This is a genomic window from Cronobacter sp. HA18003, from assembly GCF_011605905.1.
Classification (GTDB): Bacteria; Pseudomonadota; Gammaproteobacteria; order Enterobacterales; family Enterobacteriaceae; genus Cronobacter; species Cronobacter sakazakii.
Genome location: NZ_JAANQO010000024.1, coordinates 154625 through 172513 on the forward strand (window position 1 = coordinate 154625; position 17889 = coordinate 172513).

Genomic DNA, 17889 nt, shown 5'->3' on the forward strand with positions numbered 1-17889 from the left:
ATGGTGCTTTCTGGCAACCAATTCGTCGTAATTCGCGGCAACTCGCTTTTTTCACTCTGCCATGCGGTGTATTTTCGAAAGCTCATTTCATTCATTAAGGATAATGAGTATGACCGCGTCTGTTTTTTATATTCCCCCCATTAATATGATTGGCATGAATAGTCTCGATGAAGCGCTGAAAATGGCCAGCGAATATGGCTACCGCAACGCGCTGATTGTGACGGACGGTATGTTGTCAGCGCTGGGCATGGCCGGCCAGCTCAAGGAAATGCTGTCGCAGAAAGGCATTAACAGCGTGATTTTCGACGGCACCCACCCGAACCCGACCACGGAAAACGTGGAAGCGGGCTTAAGTATGCTGCGCGCGCACCGCTGCGACTGCGTGATTTCGCTCGGCGGCGGCTCGCCGCACGACTGCGCCAAAGGCATCGCGCTGGTAGCGGCCAACGGCGGCGATATTCGCGATTACGAAGGCGTTGACCGCTCCCGCAAACCGCAACTGCCAATGATCGCCATCAACACCACGGCGGGCACGGCATCTGAGATGACGCGTTTTTGCATCATCACCGATCAAGAGCGCCATGTGAAAATGGCCATTGTCGATAAACACGTGACGCCGGTGATGTCGGTAAACGATCCGGCGCTGATGATGGGAATGCCGAGATCGCTGACCGCCGCGACAGGCATGGACGCGCTGACCCACGCCATCGAAGCGTATGTCTCCACCGCCGCCACGCCGGTCACTGACGCCTGCGCCCTGAAAGCCATTAGCATGATTGCGCAAACGCTGCCGCAGGCGGTGGAAGAGGGGGATGATGTCGCGGCGCGCGAGGCGATGGCCTGGGCGCAGTTCATGGCGGGAATGGCGTTTAATAACGCCTCGCTCGGGTATGTCCACGCGATGGCGCATCAGCTCGGCGGTTTTTACGATCTGCCGCACGGCGTTTGCAATGCCATCCTGCTGCCGCATGTACAGCGCTTCAACAGCAGCGTGGCGGCGCACCGCCTGCGCGACTGCGCGCAGGCGATGGGCGTTAACGTTCGCGCCATGAGCGACGCTGAAGGCGCGAATGCCTGTATCGAGGCGATTTGCGCGCTGGCTCGCCGGGTGCATATTCCTGCTGGTTTACGCGAGCTGAGAGTGCGTGAAAATGACATTGCTCAGCTGGCGGAAAACGCGCTCAAGGATGCCTGCGGATTAACCAATCCGGTGCAGGCAAGCCACGCGGAGATCATGGCGATTTATCGTGCGGCGATGTAACGCTTAAGCCCCGCTGCGGCGGGGCTACTGTTGTTTCGCGAGCCACACCGCGCCCAGGCGTCCGGCCTGGTTACCGAGCTGGCAGGGCTGAATGGGCACCCGCAACGCATCCCAGAAGTTATATTTTTCGAGACTACGCTCAAGCATCGGGTAGAGATCTTTTTGCTGGCTGATGCCGCCGCCAATCAGCACCACCTGCGGATCGTAGAGCGACACCACGCTGTAAACGCCGCGCGCCAGATAACCGACCCAGCGCTCCACCACTTCACGCAGATGCACATCGCCGCCCATACGCTCGAAAATTTCTTTGCCATGCAGCGGGGCATCTGACGGCAGCGACAGCGCCTGGCGGCTCGCCTCCACCAGCCCGCGCGCGGAGGCGATCTGATGCATGTTTTCGCCGTTGTCGCCAACCGGGATCACGCCAAATTCGCCCGCGCGGAAATGTGCGCCGCGCAAAAGTTCGCGGTTCAGTATCAGCCCACCGCCAATGCCGGTGCCAATGGTCATGCAGATAAACGACTCGTAGCGCTGACCGGCACCGCGCCACATCTCGCCAAGCGCCGCGCAGTTCGCATCGTTTTCCACCGTGACCGGCAGCGACGTTAACTCGCCAAATATCTCCAGCAGATTGCAGCCGTCGAGAAACGTCAGCGCGCCCGCCTTCGGCACATGGCCGGTATGCGGGTTGATATAGCCTGGAAAACTGACGCCGATACCGGCTATCTCGTCGCGCTTTTGATAATGCTCAACGGTCTCGCGCCAGGCGTTTTTAAACGCGTCAGGATCGTAGTGCGTGTCATATTCGTCGCTGGAAAGCTCCTCGCCCTCTTCGGTGATCAGGCCGTGTTTGATATGCGTGCCGCCGACGTCAAAACCGATAAACTTACGCATGGTCATTCCTTCTGTGACAAACCGGGTTCCGCTTTTGAGTATGGCGTACCTGCGAAAACGCAACGTAAAGGAAGGTAATCTGCCGCTATTTATGGTGAATACCGCGCATGTCGTGATTGTGGTTAAGTAACGGCGGATGTGAACAGAGGCGGGGGCGTGGATATTTCAGGTTTTGTGCTGGCGATTGCGCCGGTGGCACTCTCTCCCGGTGCCAGCTTTACGCTGGCGATGAACAATGTTATCCACCGGGGGATTATGGGTGTGTTCAGCGTTATCACAGGTACGCTTATCGGCATTTATATTCACGCCTTGCTGGTGGGGCTTGGCGTCACGCAACTGCTGGTGCGCTACCCGGCCGTGATGAAAACCTTACAGCTTACAGGCACGCTCTATTTGCTCTGGCTGGCGCTGCGGCTTGTTGTAAGCGGCATTCAGGCCTGGCGGCGTCCGCAGCACACAACAGGCCGCGGCGCGGGCGTGAAAGAGGCGCTGCTGGCGAATCTTTTTAATATCAAAGCGATTCTGCTCTGGCTGACGGTGGTGCCCGCGTTTGCCGGAACGGCCTTCACGCACTATCTGCTGCTCGCCAGCATCCATGTCGCCATTATGGCGTCCTGGCTGCTGCTGTGCGGCGGCGCGATAGTGCTGACCACGCGCCGCTTTTCGGTGCGCTGGCTGAAGGTCGTCGTCGATACCGGCGGCGGGCTGTTTCTGTTTTTCCTCACGCTCTCCTCTGCGCTGGCGATGCTGAAATAGGCGGGTGAGGCGTTAACGGCATTCGTTTATCCAGACGCGCATTTCGCCTTCGCCGCGGTTGGCCCAGCTAAACCACGGTATAAAGGTCAGCGTTTGCGGCGTGGCCTGCGCCGGAGAGCGGTCATACTGCCAGAGTGGCCGCGATTCGGGCTGTGGGCTCGCCTGTCGCCAGCCCTCGGCCTGAATTAAGACCTGACGGGCGAAAATGCCTTTTCCTTCCCGTTCGTGGAACGTCGATGTAGCGGGCAGTTGCAGGTTATGGAGCTCGCTGCCGTTGTCCGCCTCTTCCAGACAGTAAATCAGCGGCCCGCGCTGAATCGCTACTTTGCCTGCGACATGGCGCACCAGCGGGTTGCCGTAGACGCGGCGCACCGGCATGGGCAGCGTCAGCGTCAGCGTATCGCCTTCGTGCCAGGTGCGCGTCAGCCAGAGATACCCTTTACGAATATCGCCTTCACAGGGGCGACCGTTCAGCATTACGCGCGGCGCGTCGCACCAGTCCGGCAGGCGCAGCGCCAGCGTGTGTTCAACCGGCCGAGGCGAATCGATATGAATGCGCACCTCTTCATGCCACGGGAAATCGCCGCTGATACGTAATCGCAGCGTGCTGTCACCGACCGGCAACTGAACGTTGTTGCCGATGTAGAGGTTGATAAACAGCGCATCTTCGCGCGCGGTGTAGATGTAATGTCCGAGCGAAGTGAGCAGCCGCGCGATATTCGGTGGACAGCAGGCACAGCCAAACCAGCGCTGGCGGACAGGCTTAACGTGATCGTAGATATGATTAAATTTCAGCGTTTTCGGATGCACTTCCAGTGGATTGACGTAAAAGAAGTGTTTGCCATCCAGCGCCATCCCTCCGAGCACAGTGTTATACAACGCACGCTCCATGACGTCGGCATACTGGCTGTCGCCTTCCATCTCCAGCATCCGGCGGGCGAACATGATCAGGCCTATCGAGGCGCAGCTTTCCGCATAGACCGTGTCGTTGGGCAGATCGTAATCAGTGCTGAACGCTTCTCCACTGCTCTGCGAACCGATACCGCCAGTGATATAAAGCTGGCGGCGCGCCATATTTTCCCATAACCGCAGGCAGGCCCGGCGTTTTTCTTCGTCGCCGCTCAGGCGCGCCAGATGCGCGACGCCTGTCATGAGATAGACGAAGCGCACCGCGTGGCCCACGGCGCGCGTCTGCTCTGCCAGCGGCTGGTGCGCCTGGCTGTAGGCTTTATCCTGCACCATCCAGGCCGGCCCATAAGTGTTCCAGTAAGAGGTGCGGCCGCGTTTTTCGTATTCGATATCGTAAAAGTGCGGCTGCGTCCCGCGCTGCTCGACAAAGTAGCGTGCCAGCACCTGGTAGCGCGGCTCCTGCGTGGCTTCATACAGGCGCATCAATGCCAGTTCAATTTCCGGGTGACCGGGATAGCCGTGAAGCTGATTCTCACCGGGACCGAAAACCTGACAGAGGTGATCGGCAAGACGGCACACTACGCCCAGCAGGCGGCGTTTGCCGGTGGCCTGCCAGAACGCGACGCCTGCCTCAATCATATGACCGGCACAATAGAGTTCGTGGCATTCAGCGAGGTTGGTCCAGCGCTCGCCAGGCGCTTTTACGGTGAAATAGGTGTTCAGATAGCCGTCGTCGCATTGCGCCGCCGCAACCAGTTCAATCACCTCGTCGGCGGTTTTTTCAAGCGTGGCGTCCGGCTTCTGGCACAGAGACCAGGCTACGGCCTCCAGCCATTTCGCCACATCGCTGTCCTGAAAGACCATGCCATAGAACTCGCCGTGCTCAAGACCCGCGGCTATCCGAAAGTTGGTAATGGCGTGGCTCGGCTCCGCCTCGGGAAGGCGATCGTTAAGCGCGTCCCACTGATACGGGATTACTACGTCCCGCACCAGTTGCTGATACTGGCCGAGAAACGGATCGGTGATTTTCAGATGATGCAGAGAGATTTCATGCACGTCTGGTTGAGTCATGATGATTTCCTTCAGGAGGGTTGCACGTGGCGCTGGCGCAAATCGCCGGAAATGCGTGCCATCAGCGGATTATTGAGTTTGCACCAGCGAATCGTGATCGCCAGCAGCAGATGAAACAACGCAGGCAGCAGGCTCTCCATGGCCGTCATCCCCTGGAGCGACGCGGCCGTCTGGTTTCCGGCACCGGGTTGATAGGCCACTACAATAAATACCAGGCTGATAATGCCGGCGCTGGACGCCCAGGCGAGCTTGATGAAAAAGAGGTTAAACGCGAAATTCATTCCCGACGAACGCACGCCGGTTTTCCACTCGCCGTAATCGTCAGCAAACGCCATCAGGGAAAAGTGCAGCGGCAGCGTGAAGCCGAGAATAATGCCGTTGCCGAGGATAACGGCAAGCCAAAGGTGCTGATGCGCCGGGCTTGCGGGCAGTAGCCACATCGCGACGGCCAACGCCGCCAGGATAAGATTAGTATGCAAATAGAGCTTAACGGTGTCGACACGGCGCGACAGCGGGCTAACTATCATCGCACCGGCAATGGCGGCGAACGTCACCATGGTAAAAAACAGCGAGGTATAAGCAGTGCTGCCCTGAAGCACATAGGTGATGAAGTACATATACCCGCCGCCGCGAATGTTAAACACGTTAATCAGCAGGAATGACATCACCAGCATCAGTAGAAGCTGATCGTTATTACGCAGCCCGGCAAAATGCTCGCGCAGCGTAAAGTTCCCCATCAGCGCCAGCGAGACGCGTTCGCGCACCCAAAAGAAGCAGCACAGGAACATCACGACCGCCACGGCGCACAGCACGCCAACGCCGAGTTGCCAGCCGCGGGCGGCGTTGCCCTCGCCCAGCGCTTTGACGAGCCATGGCAGCCCCACCGAGACCAGAAACCCTGCCACGCCGCATAACACAAAGCGCCAGGATTGACAGGCCAGCACTTCGTGATGACGCGTGGTCATGGTGTTGATCAACGCGCAATAAGGCACGTTGATGGCGGTATAGCCGACAGACAGCAAAAGATATGTCCCGAATGCCCAGGCGATTTTGACGCCCGTACTGGCTTCCGGCACGGTAAACGTGAGTACGCCAATAACGCCGATGGGCACTGCCACCCACAGCTGCCACGGGCGAAAGCGTCCCCAGCGGCTCTGCGTGCGGTCGGCGATAACGCCCATTACCGGGTCGGAGATGGCGTCGAAAACGCGCAGGGCTATAAACAAAGTGCCCACCAGCGCGGGAGTCAGCCCAAAAACATCGGTGTAAAAGAAGGTCAGAAAATTCATGATCAGGCAGGTAATAATCGTGCCGCCCGCGTCGCCTAATCCGTAGCCTATTTTTTCCCGCAGCGACAGCTTTTCACTCACAGCGGCGACGGAAATATCCGCTGTCGTAACAGAAGTAGCATTCATGATTAACGCCTCGCGTTATCGGATAAGTTATGCCAGAAATAAAACCGCTTATTTGCCGGGGTAAAGTGTCACTGGCCAGTCACGTTATTTATTCTGCATGCGATACGACGGGCAACAAGGCAACGGGAAAGTATAAAAAAGGGACGATTCCGACCTGCTGGCAAAATTGTGAAGCAGATCCCCTCGCGCTTAAAAAAATCCTCGCCCACCGCTTCAGCCGCTAAGATCGGATAAAATGATTCGCGTGGGCATGGTGTTATATGTTTGAAATAAATATTAATTTACCGGTGAAAGTGCAAAACGGCGGGCGCTTTATCTCCCGTGGCGTTGGCCAGCACCCTGCGCGCAGGCTCGACTCATGGGAAATCATTTTTGTTGAAAAAGGGACGCTTACGATCCGCGAAGAAGAGACGATTTTTGAGGTTAACGCGGGAGAAAGCTTACTATTATGGCCAGGAAGAGAACATCAGGGCGTTGGCATATTTCCAGCGGATCTGAAATTTTACTGGCTGCATTTTGAGTATTATCCTCAAGCTCAAAATAAAGCGGGCTGCGATTTATCTTTATTGTCCGTTCCTCAACATTGTCGGGCGCGCGAGCCGCAGCATATTATTTCGCTGTTTCGTCAGTTTCTGAATGAGCAGGAAAATGTCACGCGCACGCTGGCGCTGGAAATTATTTTGTTATTAATACTCCAGCAACTGTGCGCCAGCGCAGGCGATGTGCAACCCACAGAGGGCAGTGGCGCGGCGCTCGCCTGGAAGGCTCAACAGCTTATCCGTACGCAATATCATCTGCCGCTCTCTACCTCAACCCTCGCCGCGAGCCTGCACTGCAACGCGGATTACCTGGGGCGCGTCTATCGCCAGACGTTTCGCCTGACCATCACCGAGGCGGTGCAGCATCAGCGGGTCATCGCCGCGGAAAAACAACTGATTAACGACTCGTTCTCGCTTTGCGAAGTAGCCAAAAACTGTGGTTTTCCAGATGTCGGCTATTTCCGGCGGGTTTTTCGCCGTCATCACGGCCTCACTCCGGCTGCCTGGAAAAAGCGATACTGCAAAGAGCATATCAACTCCGACTAAACATTTATCCCGTTGATGTAATCGAACAAATTATTACGGAAGGAGGATCGCAGAAGGGAAATCTTTTCGTCCGGGACATTGTCTGACGTGTAGCACCACGATAGCGTATAGCCTTTAGGGTACGCCATTGACGTACCTGCATGCGATGTTAATATCATCCAGTGGCGTACGGATATGCTCTTCATTGAAACGGAAATCTTTACCCGGGCCGTGACTGCCCTGCTTAGCGATGACGATTACCAGCGGTTGCAGTGGTTCCTGGCCCTGCGGCCTGATTACGGCGACGTGATACCGGATACCGGCGGGCTTCGTAAGGCGCGCTGGCTGTCAGGCGGCCGGGGAAAACGGGGCGGCGTCAGGATCATCTATTTTTATCGCCCTGCTGCCGATGAAATCCGCCTGCTGCTGATTTATCGCAAGGGGATAAAAGACGATCTCTCGCCTCACGAAAAATCCGTGCTCAGAATGCTGAATGAGAGGTGGTGATGGACAAGGCGCTGTTTGAACAGTTAACCGAAAGCCTGCGGCAGATGAATGATATCAGCGAAGGCCGCCGAGAGCCCTCACGGGTTTTTGTTATCGACGCGCTGAAAATAAAAGCGATCAGAGAGGCATCAGGCCTTTCTCAGACGAAATTCGCCAGCCTGATTTCAGTAAGTGTGGATACGCTGCGTAACTGGGAGCAGGGAAGGCGCTCGCCGACCGGGCCTGCGCGCGCGCTGTTGCGTGCGATTGCGAACGATCCGCAGCATGTTCTCTCTGCGCTGGCGTTGTAATCTGCAAAGAAAATGAGGGGTCGATAACGAGCATGAACTAGCCCGCCCTGAACGAGCGGGCTACAGACAAGGTTTACTCACCCTCTCCCGGGAACAGGAACGGGTTGATGGAGCTTCTGGCGAAGCCTTCCTGCTCCATGCGGGCGTCAAGCACCAGCGAGGCGAGGTCATCTGCCACCGGCTCCACGTTCGGGTCTTTTTCCTGATACAGGATCTTCAGGTAAGTCCCGCAGTCGCCGCAGCTTTCGGCTTTAATGGCCGCCTGCTCGCTCTCCAGCGACCAGTAGTGCAAATCGCGGGTCTGCTCGCAGTTGCTGCATTTAACGCGCACCACGTGCCACTCGGTTTCGCACAGGTTGCAGTGCAGGTAACGCAGCCCCTGGCTTGAGCCGATATGCACCATGCTGGAGACCGGAATGCTGCCGCAGACCGGACAGAACTGGCGCGCTTCGCCATATTCCGCCCGCGCTTTGCCGGGGATCAGGCTCGCCATCTGCGCCCAGTAGAGCGACAGCGCTGCCCAGATAAACGGGGCTTTGTCGCTGCTCACCGCGCTGAAATCGGCGCTGAACAGGGCGCTCGCCATGGTTTCCAGCTCCTGCGCCGAGGCTTTTTCGAGATTTTCGATAACCGCCAGCGCCGGGCCGCTCATCTCCGGCTTCAGCTCGGCAATCAGCGACTGCAACAGCTTCTGCCAGTGGCCATCGCGCGGCAGCACGTGAATATCAAGCGGAGGCTTGCCCTGTTCCGCGGCTGCTTTGATGCGGGCCGTCAAATCCATCTCCAGCGGGTGGTCATAGAGCACCACCTCCTGGGCATGCGCGATAAGCGCGGCAAAACGCAGGTAATCGCCCAGCGGATTATTTTCAGCCAGCTCGCGCAGGCGTGCGGCGCGGCGGTTATAGAGATTTTTCAGTCTGGGGAACAATAACGGCGGAATCACTTCCGCCGTACGTTTATCGCTCTTCTCCAGCTGGTCTTGCGGGATGATGCGAATACTCATTCAGATGATTTTTCCTGTTTCTCGCGCACTTCGCGATACCAGCGCGGGTGGTGTTTCTTCGCCCAGGTTTTGGTAACCCAGCCTTCCACCATGGCGGTAATGGTGCCTTTGACCCACAGGGCCGCGTAAATATGCACCATGATAACCACAATTAAGGCCACCGCGGCAAATGAATGCGCCAGCAGCGCCAGGCGAATCACCGGGATGGGGAACATCGGCGCGAACCACGGACGCCAGATAACCACGCCGCTTGCCAGTAACAGCAGAAGCAGCAGGATGGCCGCCCAGAAGACGCACTTCTGACCGAAATTATAGCGCCCGGTATCGCCCACTTCCTCGTTCATGGCGATTTTGTGGATGTTTTTTGCCCACAGAATATCGTCACGGTTAATGAGGTTGTGGTGCCAGTAACGGAAAAACATCAGCATAAACGAAACGAACATCACCACCCCAACGAAGGGGTGGAGGATGCGCGCCAGCTGCGGCGTGCCAAGAATGTTCATCAGCCAGTTGAAGGAGGGGAAAAAGAACCCCAGCCCGCTCACCGCCGCCAGCACGAAGGCGAAGGCGGTGATCCAATGGTTGATTCGCTCTGGCGCGCTGTAGCGCACGATGGTGTCACGTCTTTTCATTTACGCACCTCATCATCGTCATGGTGCAGATTGTCTTCATCTTCCTCGGCGCGGTTTGGACCGATACCGACGTAGTGGAAGACGCTGGCGGCGAAGGTCGCCGCAAAGCCGATGGCGGCGAGCGGTTTCCAGATGCCTTTCCAGAACTTAACGGCTTCGCTGATTTCCGGGTTCTCCGGCAGGCCGTGGTACAGATTCGGCTTGTCGTTGTGGTGCAGCACGTACATAACGTGCGTACCGCCAACGCCTGCCGGATCGTACAGGCCCGCGTTTTCGTAACCACGGGTTTTCAGCTCCGCCACGCGCTCGCCTGCCAGCTGTTTCATATCCTCTTTGGTACCAAAGTGGATAGCGCCGGTCGGACAGGTCTTCACGCACGCCGGCTCCTGGCCCACGGTTACGCGGTCCACGCACAGGGTGCATTTGTAGACGCGGTTATCTTCCGGGTTCAGGCGCGGGACGTCGAACGGACAGCCCGCGATGCAGTAGCCGCAGCCGATGCACTGTTCAGACTGAAAATCGACGATACCGTTGGCATACTGAATGATAGCGCCTTCCGACGGGCACGCCTTCAGGCAGCCCGGATCGGCGCAGTGCATACAGCCATCCTTGCGGATAAGCCATTCCAGTTTGTCGTTCTGCTCCACTTCCGAGAAGCGCATCACGGTCCAGGACTTGGCGGTCAGATCCGCCGGGTTGTCATACACCCCGACGTTATGACCGACTTCGTCACGCAGATCGTTCCACTCGGAACAGGCCACCTGACAGGCTTTACAGCCGATACAGGTGGTTACGTCGATAAGCTTCGCCACTTCCTGCTGGTGGTCCCGCGCCTGAGGCGCGGGCGTGAAACCGTTAGTCGCGGAACGACGGATAATGTCTTGCGATTGATAAGCCATGAGTCGTCTCCGTTACACCTTTTCCACGTTCACCAGGAACGCCTTAAATTCCGGCGTCTGGGTGTTGGCGTCGCCCACGAACGGCGTCAGCGTGTTGGCGATAAAGCCTTTCTTCGCGACCCCTTCGTAACCCCAGTGGATTGGAATACCGATGGTATCCACCTGTTTGCCGTTCACGTTGAGCGTGCGAATACGCTTGGTCACCACCGCCTTAGCTTTGATATAGCCGCGGTTGGAGGAGACTTTCACGGTATCGCCCTGCGCGATGCCAAGCTTACCGGCGAGTTTCTCGCCGATTTCCACAAACTGTTCCGGCTGCGCGATGGCGTTTAACAGCGCGTGCTTGGTCCAGTAGTGGAAATGCTCGGTCAGACGGTACGTGGTGCCGACATACGGGAACTTATCCGCTTTGCCCATCGCTTCCAGATCGCCTTTGAACACGCGCGCCGCCGGGTTAGACACCACGTTCGGGTGCAGCGGGTTGGTGCCAAGCGGCGTCTCGAACGGCTCGTAGTGTTCCGGGAACGGGCCTTCCGCCATTTTGTCGATGGCGAACAGGCGGCCCATGCCTTCCGGCTGCATGATAAACGGACCGACATCGCTGCCCGGAGGGGCGGTGCTGTAGTCCGGAATATCGGCGCCGACCCACTTGCCGTTGGCGTAAGAGAGAAGCTGACGTTTCGGGTCCCACGGTTTGCCCTGCGGATCCGCGGAGGCGCGGTTATACAGAATGCGGCGGTTCAGCGGCCACGCCCATGCCCAGCCCAGCGTATTGCCAAGGCCTGACGGGTCGGCGTTGTCGCGGCGCGCCATCTGGTTGCCGTCCGGCGTCCAGCTACCCGCGAAGATCCAGCAGCCGCTTGAGGTGGTGCCGTCGTCACGCAGATGCGCGAAGGTGCCCAGCTGATCGCCTTTCTTCGCCAGCACGTTGCCGGTCACCGGATCGATGATATCCGCCAGCGCTTTACCGTTGCTCTCCATGGCCACTTCTTCCGGCGACGGGTTTTCCGGCGTCGAATAGTTCCAGCTCATGTTAAGGACTTGTTCCGGGCATGCGCCGCCCTGCTCGGCGTACATCTTACGCAGGCGCAGGAAGATACCGGCCAGGATTTCGCCGTCATTCAGCGCTTCGCCCGGCGCGTCCTGACCTTTCCAGTGCCACTGCAGCCAGCGGCCGGAGTTCACGATAGATCCGTTCTCTTCGGCAAAGCAGGTGGACGGCAGGCGGAACACCTCGGTCTGAATGCTCGCCGGATCGACATCGTTCTGCTCGCCGTGGTTCTGCCAGAAGGTAGAGGTTTCGGTATTGAGCGGATCGATAGTCACCAGGAACTTCAGTTTTGAGAGTGAAGCGACCACTTTGTTTTTGTTCGGGAACGAGGCGACCGGGTTAAAGCCCTGGCAGATGTAGCCGTTGACTTTGCCCTGATGCATCATCTCGAAATATTGCAGGACGTCGTAGCCTTTATCCCACTTCGGCAGCCAGTCGAAGCCCCAGTTGTTCTCCGCCGTCGCTTTGTCGCCATAGAAGGCTTTCATCAGCGAAACGAAGAATTTCGGGTAGTTGCCCCAGTAGTTCACCTGGCCTTCCAGCAGCGGTTTCGGCGTGTTGGCGGTCAGGTAAGTTTGCAGATCGGCTTGTTTTTCGCTTGGCAGCGACATGTAGCCGGTCAGGCTCTGGCTCAGCAGACCGAGGTCGGTCAGGCCCTGGATGTTGGAGTGTCCGCGAAGCGCATTCACGCCGCCGCCCGCCATACCCATGTTGCCCAGCAGCAGCTGGATCATGGCCATCGTACGGATGTTCTGGGCACCCACGGAGTGCTGCGTCCAGCCGAGCGCATACAGGAACGACGCGGTTTTGTCGTGTACGCTGGTTTCGGCGATGTATTCGCACACCTTCAGGAAATCGGCTTTCGGCGTACCACAGATATTCTCAACGACATCCGGCGTGTAGCGGGAGACGTGCGTTTTCAGCAGGTTCCAGACGCAGCGCGGGTGCGAGAGCGTGGTATCGCGTTTTGCGAAGCCTTTTTCGTCCAGCTCATAGTGCCAGCTGGTTTTGTCATATTTGCGTTTTTCCGCGTCGTAGCCGGTGAACAGGCCGTCATCGAAACCGTAATCTTCACGCACGATCAGGCTGGCGTTAGTGTAGGCCTCGACATATTCGCGGTTGAACTTATTGTTGTTCAGCAGGTACAGCAGTACGCCTGACAGGAAAGCGATGTCAGTACCGGAACGGATAGGCGTATAGAAATCGGCCACCGACGCCGTGCGCGTAAAGCGCGGGTCAATAACGATAAGCTTCGCGCCATTGTGGATCTTGGCTTCCATCGCCCAGCGGAATCCCACCGGATGCGCTTCTGCCGCGTTCCCACCCATCACGACGATGAGGTTGGCGTTCTTCATATCAACCCAGTGGTTGGTCATCGCACCGCGACCAAATGTTGGAGCAAGACTTGCTACCGTTGGTCCGTGTCAGACACGCGCCTGGTTATCCACGGCTAACATGCCGAGGGCGCGGGTAAATTTCTGGGTTAAATAGCCGGTTTCGTTACTTGAAGCGGAGGCGCACAGCATACCGGTGGAGAGCCAGCGGTTAACGGTGGTGCCTTCGGCGTTTTGCGCGATAAAGTTCGCGTCGCGGTCTTCTTTCATCAGCTTCGCGATGCGATTAAACGCCTCGTCCCAGCTGATGCGCTGCCATTTATCGGAGCCAGGCGCGCGGTATTCAGGATATTTCAGACGCGATTCGGAGTGGATGAAATCCACCAGACCTGCGCCTTTCGGGCAAAGCGCCCCGCGGTTGACCGGATGATCCGGGTCCCCTTCGATGTGGAAAATCGAGGATTTCGCGTTTTTCGCGCCGTCGCCGAGGCTATACATCAACAGCCCACAGCCGACGGAGCAGTACGTACAGGTATTACGGGTTTCGCGGGTGCGCAGCAGTTTATATTGCCGTGTTTCCGCCAGCGCGACGCTGGGAGCAAATCCCAGTGCGGCTGCCGTGGTGCCTGCCATACCGCCAGCGCAGATCTTAAAGAACTGCCTTCTGCTGACCTGCATGGATTGCTCCTTGTTCAGACATTGTCACAAAGTAAGTCGTATGGTTTTTCTTTTGCGGATGCCGCCGCAACGGTTCACAATCGTAATTCCCTTCTTAACGAGGAGGGATTAGGGGCAACAGAATACCACAATGTTGCTGAGGCTGTTTCAGACGGTTAATAAAAAGTGAATAAGAACCATCCAGAACTGTTGCAAAACGTGACCGATGTCACGGCCGCTCGTTCCCTTCCGCTCTGGAAAAGAGAGAACCTCACCACCACCGAGCCGGACTGGCTGGCGGAAGAAGTGCCGGTAGCGCTGGTCTACAACGGTATCTCGCACGTCGTGATGATGGCGTCTCCCAAAGATTTGGAAATCTTCGCCCTTGGATTTTCGTTATCGGAAGGAATTGTCGAATCTTCACACGAAATTTACGGCATGGATATTATCCATGGGTGTAATGGTATCGAAATTCAGGTGGAACTTTCCAGTCGTCGCTTTACGGAGTTGAAAGCGCGCCGCCGCAATCTGGCGGGGCGAACTGGCTGCGGCGTCTGCGGTGTGGAACAGCTTAACGATATTGTGCGTCCTCTGGCTCCGCTGCCCTTCACGCAAACTTTCTCGCTCGATAACCTCGACGGCGCGCTGCGTCAGCTCGCCAGCGTCCAGCCTGTCGGCGAGCTCACCGGCTGTACGCACGCCGCCGCCTGGCTGACCCCGCAGGGCGACATTGCGGGCGGGCATGAAGATGTCGGGCGTCACGTGGCGCTCGATAAACTGCTCGGCCGACGCGCGCGTGAAGCGTGGCAGCAGGGCGCGGTGCTGGTGTCGAGTCGCGCCAGCTATGAAATGGTGCAGAAAGCCGCGACCTGCGGCGTTGAAATTCTCTTTGCGGTCTCCGCCGCCACCACACTCGCCGTGGAGGTCGCCGAGCGCTGCAACCTGACGCTGGTGGGCTTTTCACGCCCCGGCCGCGCGACGATTTACACGCATCCCCAGCGCCTGATCGCAGGCGATAAAAACGCGTGATTTTTGTTCAGTTTTTCTGAAAAAGAACGGCAAATCCTTCCGCTTTTGGTTTCCGGTGTGCAGGTCTACTATTACACACATCGAAGGCAATGCGCCTTCTCCCTCACATCAAAACGGAAGGAATTTCACAATGAACACTATCAAATCTTTTGTTGCAGTTATGACGCTTGCTACCGCTTTCGGCGCTTTCGCTGGGCAGTCCATCACCGCGACCGATACCACGCTCTCTGGCGCAGAAGCTAAAATCGCCGCGCAGGCCGAGCAGATGGGCGCGACGTATAAAATCACCGAAGCGTTCACCGGCAATCAGGTCCACATGACTGCTGAACTGAACAAATAAGCCAGAACAAATAAGCCAGAAGTTGTCGAAAGAGCGCCTGCGGGCGCTTTTTTTATGGCATGCCCGCCAGACGCAGCAGCGCGGTAACCACCGCCGCCGCAACAATCACCACGATTAACGGTGCCTTGCGCCAGGCCAGAAAGATCGCGAACGCCACACCCAGCACCCTCGCCATACCCGCAAAGCTTTCACCTTCGTAAAACGTCGCCGCCAGCGCCACGGCAAACAGTAACGTCGTTGCCGCATCGGAGAGCAGCGCCTGCGCGCGCTCACTCAGCGCCAGTTTGTTACCGAGTTTCGCCCCGCCAAAGCGCATCAGATACGTGCCGACAGAGAGCACGGCGATCCCGGCCAGAATCATCATGGTACTCGCCATTATTTCTTCCTCGTGAGTAAGCCTGCCAGCGAGAGCAGCACCGGCAGCCCGACCGGTGCAAACGGCACGGCGGCAAGCGAGAGCGCCGCGCCGCTGCCTGCGCGGATAAGCGTGGTTCTGTTTTTCAGGGCAGGGAGTACCAACGCAAGTAAAATCGCCGGAAAAACGGCGTCAAGACCGATGGTTTCCGGCGCGGGCAGCAACGTGCCCATCGCCACGCCGATCACAACGCCAAGCGGCCAGCACAGCGCCACGCCAAGCCCGCACAGCCAGTACGCCGCTTTACGCGTTTCAGGCGTCTGTTGCGATAACCCGAACACCACGCTTTCATCATTCATGATGTGTGAGCCCAGCAATCTTTTTGCGCCACGGCCCACCAGATCCCGCACCGTGATGCCAAACGGCAGATGGCGCGCGTTAACCAGCAGCCCCGCCGCCGCCGCGGCCAGCGGATTACCGCCGCTCGCGACGATGCCGATAAAAATAAACTCCGACGCGCCTGCCAGTACCGCGATGGACAACAGCAGCGGCACCCACATCGCGAAGCCATAAGCCATCGCGAGCGTGCCATAAGAAATCCCGACCACGCCAACGGCCAGACAGACCAGCACAATAGCCTTTATAATGTCGCCTTTAAGGCAGGCGAACCGGTGCAGAATCATACGTTTTTCACCTATAACGAACGAATGAACATTATAATGAACATGCCGCTGTCTATTTTCAACACGAACGTTCGTTCATTTTAACGAACGAGGGAACCCGACATGACACAGCCCATTACCGTGATTGCTCAAAGCCTGGTGCGCGAACGCACGCGTGCCGGGTTGTCGCTGGCCGAAGTGGCTCGCCGCGCGGGGATCGCCAAATCCACGCTGTCGCAGCTGGAAGCCGGTAACGGTAATCCGAGCCTGGAGACGCTCTGGGCGCTATGCGTGGCGCTCGACATACCTTTTGCCCGCCTGATGGAACCGCAGGCCAACCAAACGCAGGTGATCCGCCGCGGTGAAGGGCCGAAAGTCGTTGCGGAACTCGCCAATTACCAGGCGATTTTACTGGCGACCTGCCCGCCGGGCGCGCGTCGCGATATCTATCTACTGCTGACGCAGCCGGAAGGCGAGCGTCTGTCACAGCCGCACCCGGCGGGCTCGGTGGAACATATCATCGTGACGCAGGGGCGCGCGCTGGTCGGGCTCGCGGAAGCGCCGGAAGAGCTGCACGCCGGGGATTACATCTGTTACCCCGCCGATCGGGCGCACGTTTTTCGCGCGCTGGAGCCGGATACTCAGGCAATTCTGGTGGCGGAACAGAATTAAGCCCTACAGAATCTGTGGACGCCTGCGCCACCCCAGGCGACACTCTTACGCACCCTGCAATCAGGCACTTAACTTATGTCGCTTAAAGCAATCGCCGCACAACTTGGCCTCTCCGTCACCACCGTCAGCCGCGCGCTGAACGGCTACGACGACGTTTCTCAGGAAACCCGCGCGCGGGTGGAGGCCGAAGCGGCGCGACGCGGCTACCGGCCAAACACGTTCGCGCGTCGCCTGAAAATGGGCAAAATCGACGCCGTCGGGCTGGTCTTTCCCGTGCATCCCGTGCCGCTCAATAACAGCGTCTTTATGGAGATGGTGGGTGAGATAAGCCGCGAACTGGCGCAACATGAGGTCGATTTGCTGCTGATTGCCGATGACGATCTCGCAGACAGCCACAGCTATATGCGTCTGGTGCAAAGCCGTCGCGTGGACGCGCTGATTGTGGCGCATACGCTCGATAACGACCCACGTTTGCAGCAGCTTCAGACGGTGAATTTTCCTTTCCTGGCGCTCGGACGCAGCCGGTTGCCGCAACCCTACGCCTGGTTTGATTTCGACAACTACGCCGGTACGCATCAGGCCACCGAGCGGTTAATCCGTCTCGGGCACCGGCGCATCGCGATGCTTGGCGAGCACAACAGCCAGGCGTTTATCACCCAGCGCCGCGAGGGCTGGCGAGACGCGCTGAAAGCGCATCAGCTTGATGACAGCGGCCTGCGGATGCTGCCGCCCACCCGCCGCGCGGGCTATAAAGCGGTGCTGGAACTGATGGCGCTGCCCGCCCCGCCGACGGCCATTGTGACCGACTGCAACTCGCTCGGCGACGGGGCCGCGATGGCGCTGCAAACGCTTAATCGCTTACAGGGCGAAGGGGCGGTTTCGCTGGTGGTCTATGACGGTCTGCCGCCTGACAGCATCGTGGAGATGGATGTGGCGGCGGTCATTCAGTCCACGCGCGAAGGCGTGGGGCGACAAATCGCCGACATGGTGCAGCGTCTTATCGCGGGCGAGCCCGCAGAACAGCTTCAGGTGCTCTGGCAACCCGATTTTCTGGAAGGCAGCACGCTTCATCCCGCTGACTAAACCCT

At 58.1% G+C, this 17889-nt stretch carries 18 protein-coding genes; 9 read left to right on the top strand and 9 right to left on the bottom strand.

The window, feature by feature from the left end; genetic code table 11:
- The first annotated feature begins 109 nt into the window (after nt 1-109).
- Nucleotides 110-1261 (top strand): L-threonine dehydrogenase, encoded by a 1152-nt coding sequence (gene yiaY, locus G6041_RS17255; RefSeq protein ID WP_041460635.1) that lies wholly within the window; start codon nt 110-112, stop codon nt 1259-1261.
- A 24-nt stretch (nt 1262-1285) separates the two neighbouring features.
- Here the strand turns inward: yiaY and G6041_RS17260 are convergent, their stop codons facing one another.
- Nucleotides 1286-2155: an ROK family protein gene (locus G6041_RS17260; protein WP_041460634.1), complete on the bottom strand. Its 870-nt coding sequence runs from the start codon at nt 2153-2155 to the stop codon at nt 1286-1288.
- Between the two features lie 156 nt (nt 2156-2311).
- Here G6041_RS17260 and G6041_RS17265 point away from each other — a divergent pair, with 156 nt between their 5' ends.
- Entirely contained in the window at nt 2312-2911 is a 600-nt protein-coding gene (locus tag G6041_RS17265; RefSeq protein WP_041460633.1) for a LysE family translocator, read from the top strand.
- Between the two features lie 12 nt (nt 2912-2923).
- On the opposite strand, the gene G6041_RS17270 is transcribed toward G6041_RS17265, so the two are convergent.
- Entirely contained in the window at nt 2924-4891 is a 1968-nt protein-coding gene (locus G6041_RS17270) for a glycoside hydrolase family 127 protein (protein WP_012126106.1), read from the bottom strand.
- Nucleotides 4892-4902: 11 nt separating this feature from the next.
- Entirely contained in the window at nt 4903-6306 is a 1404-nt protein-coding gene (locus tag G6041_RS17275; protein WP_012126105.1) for an MFS transporter, read from the bottom strand.
- A 260-nt stretch (nt 6307-6566) separates the two neighbouring features.
- Here G6041_RS17275 and G6041_RS17280 point away from each other — a divergent pair, with 260 nt between their 5' ends.
- From G6041_RS17280 to nadS, 3 genes are all read left to right on the top strand, one after another.
- Nucleotides 6567-7391, top strand: a complete 825-nt coding sequence (locus tag G6041_RS17280) for an AraC family transcriptional regulator (RefSeq protein ID WP_012126104.1) — start codon at nt 6567-6569, stop codon at nt 7389-7391.
- Nucleotides 7392-7565: 174 nt separating this feature from the next.
- The gene (locus tag G6041_RS17285; RefSeq protein ID WP_012126103.1) at nt 7566-7877 is read left to right on the top strand and encodes a hypothetical protein; all 312 of its coding nucleotides are present in this window, start codon (nt 7566-7568) and stop codon (nt 7875-7877) included.
- On the top strand, nt 7877-8167 hold the full coding sequence (gene nadS, locus G6041_RS17290) for a NadS family protein (RefSeq protein ID WP_007871962.1): 291 nt from the start codon (nt 7877-7879) through the stop codon (nt 8165-8167). The genes G6041_RS17285 and nadS overlap by 1 nt, the downstream gene beginning before the upstream one ends.
- A gap of 73 nt (nt 8168-8240) precedes the next feature.
- Here nadS and fdhE read toward each other — a convergent pair whose 3' ends face one another.
- Genes fdhE through fdnG form a run of 4 tightly spaced genes read right to left on the bottom strand, consistent with a single transcriptional unit; the run spans nt 8241 to nt 13764 of the window.
- Complete coding sequence (gene fdhE / locus G6041_RS17295; RefSeq protein WP_007871963.1) at nt 8241-9170, bottom strand: formate dehydrogenase accessory protein FdhE; 930 nt, start codon at nt 9168-9170, stop codon at nt 8241-8243.
- Nucleotides 9167-9802 carry a formate dehydrogenase cytochrome b556 subunit gene (fdoI, locus tag G6041_RS17300; RefSeq protein WP_004385165.1) on the bottom strand — a complete coding sequence of 212 codons (636 nt, stop codon included), beginning with the start codon at nt 9800-9802 and terminating at the stop codon, nt 9167-9169. Before fdoI ends, fdhE begins: the two co-directional genes overlap by 4 nt.
- The gene (gene fdxH / locus G6041_RS17305) at nt 9799-10701 is read right to left on the bottom strand and encodes a formate dehydrogenase subunit beta (RefSeq protein WP_004385164.1); all 903 of its coding nucleotides are present in this window, start codon (nt 10699-10701) and stop codon (nt 9799-9801) included. Before fdxH ends, fdoI begins: the two co-directional genes overlap by 4 nt.
- Before the next feature lie 12 nt (nt 10702-10713).
- Entirely contained in the window at nt 10714-13764 is a 3051-nt protein-coding gene (fdnG, locus tag G6041_RS17310) for a formate dehydrogenase-N subunit alpha (protein WP_085959401.1), read from the bottom strand.
- Nucleotides 13765-13929: 165 nt separating this feature from the next.
- On the opposite strand from fdnG, the gene fdhD reads away from it, so the two are divergent.
- Nucleotides 13930-14772, top strand: coding sequence for a formate dehydrogenase accessory sulfurtransferase FdhD (fdhD, locus tag G6041_RS17315; RefSeq protein WP_012126102.1), 843 nt, complete (start codon nt 13930-13932; stop codon nt 14770-14772).
- A gap of 130 nt (nt 14773-14902) precedes the next feature.
- Nucleotides 14903-15112, top strand: coding sequence for a YdgH/BhsA/McbA-like domain containing protein (locus G6041_RS17320; RefSeq protein ID WP_004385160.1), 210 nt, complete (start codon nt 14903-14905; stop codon nt 15110-15112).
- A gap of 52 nt (nt 15113-15164) precedes the next feature.
- Here the strand turns inward: G6041_RS17320 and G6041_RS17325 are convergent, their stop codons facing one another.
- Together G6041_RS17325 and G6041_RS17330 are read right to left on the bottom strand one after the other, a co-directional pair.
- Nucleotides 15165-15488: an AzlD domain-containing protein gene (locus G6041_RS17325; protein WP_012126101.1), complete on the bottom strand. Its 324-nt coding sequence runs from the start codon at nt 15486-15488 to the stop codon at nt 15165-15167.
- Complete coding sequence (locus tag G6041_RS17330) at nt 15488-16147, bottom strand: AzlC family ABC transporter permease (protein WP_085959427.1); 660 nt, start codon at nt 16145-16147, stop codon at nt 15488-15490. The genes G6041_RS17325 and G6041_RS17330 overlap by 1 nt, the downstream gene beginning before the upstream one ends.
- Before the next feature lie 105 nt (nt 16148-16252).
- Between G6041_RS17330 and G6041_RS17335 the strand changes: the two genes are divergently transcribed.
- Together G6041_RS17335 and G6041_RS17340 are read left to right on the top strand one after the other, a co-directional pair.
- Nucleotides 16253-16801 carry a helix-turn-helix domain-containing protein gene (locus tag G6041_RS17335; protein WP_004385157.1) on the top strand — a complete coding sequence of 183 codons (549 nt, stop codon included), beginning with the start codon at nt 16253-16255 and terminating at the stop codon, nt 16799-16801.
- A 75-nt stretch (nt 16802-16876) separates the two neighbouring features.
- Nucleotides 16877-17884 (top strand): LacI family DNA-binding transcriptional regulator, encoded by a 1008-nt coding sequence (locus G6041_RS17340; RefSeq protein ID WP_007899204.1) that lies wholly within the window; start codon nt 16877-16879, stop codon nt 17882-17884.
- The last annotated feature ends 5 nt before the right edge of the window (nt 17885-17889 follow it).